This is a genomic window from Aeromonas sp. HMWF014 (assembly GCF_963878295.1).
Taxonomy (GTDB): domain Bacteria; phylum Pseudomonadota; class Gammaproteobacteria; order Enterobacterales; family Aeromonadaceae; genus Aeromonas; species Aeromonas popoffii.
In genome coordinates this window covers 1-1966 of sequence record NZ_CAWNYS010000342.1, presented here as the reverse complement: position 1 = coordinate 1966, position 1966 = coordinate 1, and the positions used below count along the sequence as shown (strand labels likewise).

The 1966-nt window shown below is 62.7% G+C and carries 4 protein-coding genes; 1 reads left to right on the top strand and 3 read right to left on the bottom strand.

Going from position 1 to position 1966, the window contains the following annotated elements; genetic code table 11:
* The 3 genes from AAC083_RS14410 to AAC083_RS14400 form a co-directional block, all read right to left on the bottom strand.
* Window positions 1-197: SDR family NAD(P)-dependent oxidoreductase (locus tag AAC083_RS14410; RefSeq protein ID WP_146181683.1), on the bottom strand; the 197-nt coding region annotated here is incomplete at its 3' end.
* Window positions 198-238: 41 nt separating this feature from the next.
* Window positions 239-484 (bottom strand): DUF3624 family protein, encoded by a 246-nt coding sequence (locus tag AAC083_RS14405; protein ID WP_108536965.1) that lies wholly within the window; start codon window positions 482-484, stop codon window positions 239-241.
* A gap of 25 nt (window positions 485-509) precedes the next feature.
* Window positions 510-1040 (bottom strand): GNAT family N-acetyltransferase, encoded by a 531-nt coding sequence (locus AAC083_RS14400; RefSeq protein WP_108536964.1) that lies wholly within the window; start codon window positions 1038-1040, stop codon window positions 510-512.
* A 186-nt stretch (window positions 1041-1226) separates the two neighbouring features.
* Here AAC083_RS14400 and AAC083_RS14395 point away from each other — a divergent pair.
* On the top strand, window positions 1227-1966 hold a 740-nt coding region (locus AAC083_RS14395; protein WP_181364765.1), incomplete at its 3' end, for a RimK-like ATPgrasp N-terminal domain-containing protein.

Sequence of the window (1966 nt, the reverse complement as noted above, 5' to 3'; positions counted from 1 at the left end):
GCGATGGCAGCGCGGGTGGCCACCTTGTCCTGCACGTCGAACACCAGCGGCAGGAACTGCTCGCCCAACTCGTCAGCCAGTGCTGCCAGCCGCTCGGCGCGGCGGCCGGTGCCTATCACCCGATAGCCCGCGCTCACCAGCTGACGACTGATGGCCTCACCAAAACCGGACGAGGCGCCCGTCACCATTGCAATCATCTGAACCTCCATTGTCATTTATCTTGTTGAAAAAAAAGAATTTACTCATCATCCAGCTCGCGACCCGTCACTTTTCGCCAGATAAACACCGCCAGATGGAGCAGGAGCAGGCCCCCTCCCCCCAGCGCAAACAGCAGGCCGGTGAGGGCATTGACCGAGGTATCGGCGCCAAACCACCACCACACCAACCAGCCGATCAGTCCGATGATCAGGGTCTGGCCGGCGCATACCGGGCAGCGCCCCAACTTAGCCTTGATGGCGGTGGCCAGACAGTCATCACAGCTCATGCCAATCCTCCGGATTCATTGCCGCTCAAGGCGTGGACTTGGCGACGTCGGGCTGTGTATGCATGGCACTGCGACGCTGGCGCCTGAGGGTGCGCACCTCGTCGCTCACCAGCGGCAGCACCAGCCGGTGGGCATGCTGGTCGCGGCCATAATAGTCCGGCAACCTTTGCTGGGGTCTGAATCCCAACCTCTGGTAGAGGGACTGCGCCTCTTCGTTGGCATCGCCGACCTCGAGGCGGATCGCCCCCCAGCCTGCCTCGCGCCCCTCCCTGATCACCTGCTCCAGCAGGCGACGGGCCCAGCCCTGGCGACGAATGGTCCAGCGGATGGCAAGGGTCTGGATCACCAGTCGATCCCAGCCCCTGTGCTCCAGCAGACTGAGATAACCCATCAGCTGATCCTTTTCATCTAACACCAGCAGGGTGCGGCCCTTGGCGTGGGTCAGCAGATAGTGCCAGCGGCTGCGGCCAAAGGCGACTTCAGGGGGAAAACAGTAGCGTTCCAGCTTAACGATGGCGCCCAAATCATCGGTTCGGGCCGCTCGTACGGTCAACACGGGGAGTCCTTGTTCGGTTATTTATCTTCAGCACCAACAATGCGACTTGTATCACAAGTTACCAAAGCAGAATATTAGGCACTGTAACCTCTTGTTTCCCCTCGCGCCATTGTCGTGCTTGTCGGTGCATCGAAGCCCACTGGGGATCCTGCCATTCAAGGCAGTCTGATCTGTGGAGCCGAAAATATGAGTACCTACGTCATCGTCGAAGAGCTGGGCGACTGGCCTTGCCATGCCAATTATCTGCTGACCGCCCGCACCTATCTGCAACACGGCGTGCCGACCACCGGCGGCCGACCCCGCATCATTAACCTCTGCCGCAATCTGGAGCACCTGAGCGCAGGCTACTACTGCTCCCTGCTGGCACAGGCCCGTAGCCACCACTGCCTGCCGGGATTGCAGGCCATCAGCGTGCTGCAACCCCAGCAGCCGCCAGCCAAGCTGTGGCGCAAGGTACAGGGCTGGCTGGCCCAGCAGAGCGATGATCGCATTCGGGTGCGCGCCATCTTCGGCCAGAGCGAACAGATCGAGCTGGCGGGGCTGGCCCGCTACTATTACGGCCTGAGCCAGCTGCCGCTGCAGGAGCTGACCCTGAAACGCGGTCGCCACGGCTGGTCGGTGCGCCAGCAGCAGAGTCTGTCGCCGCTGGAGTTGAGCCAGAGCGAGAAGGCGCTGATGCTGCACCACGCCCAGGCACTGGTTGGTGCTGGCGGCGATGAGGAGCACGCGGCCCCGCTCTACCAGCTCGCCATTCTGGTGGATCCCGATGATGGCCGCGCCAGCAGTGACACCCTGGCACTGGATCGCTTCATTCAAGCCGCCGCCGCCCAGGGGATCCAGGCCGAGAGGCTGGCGCCGTCCGCCATCGAGCGGCTGCCGGAGTACGATGCCCTCTGGTTACGCGCCGAAACCGCGGTCGGTCACTA

Coding starts and splice junctions, on each gene's coding strand:
- AAC083_RS14405 (WP_108536965.1), bottom strand. CDS start 484: ATGAGCTGTGATGACTGTCTGGCCACCGCCATCAAGGCTAAGTTGGGG.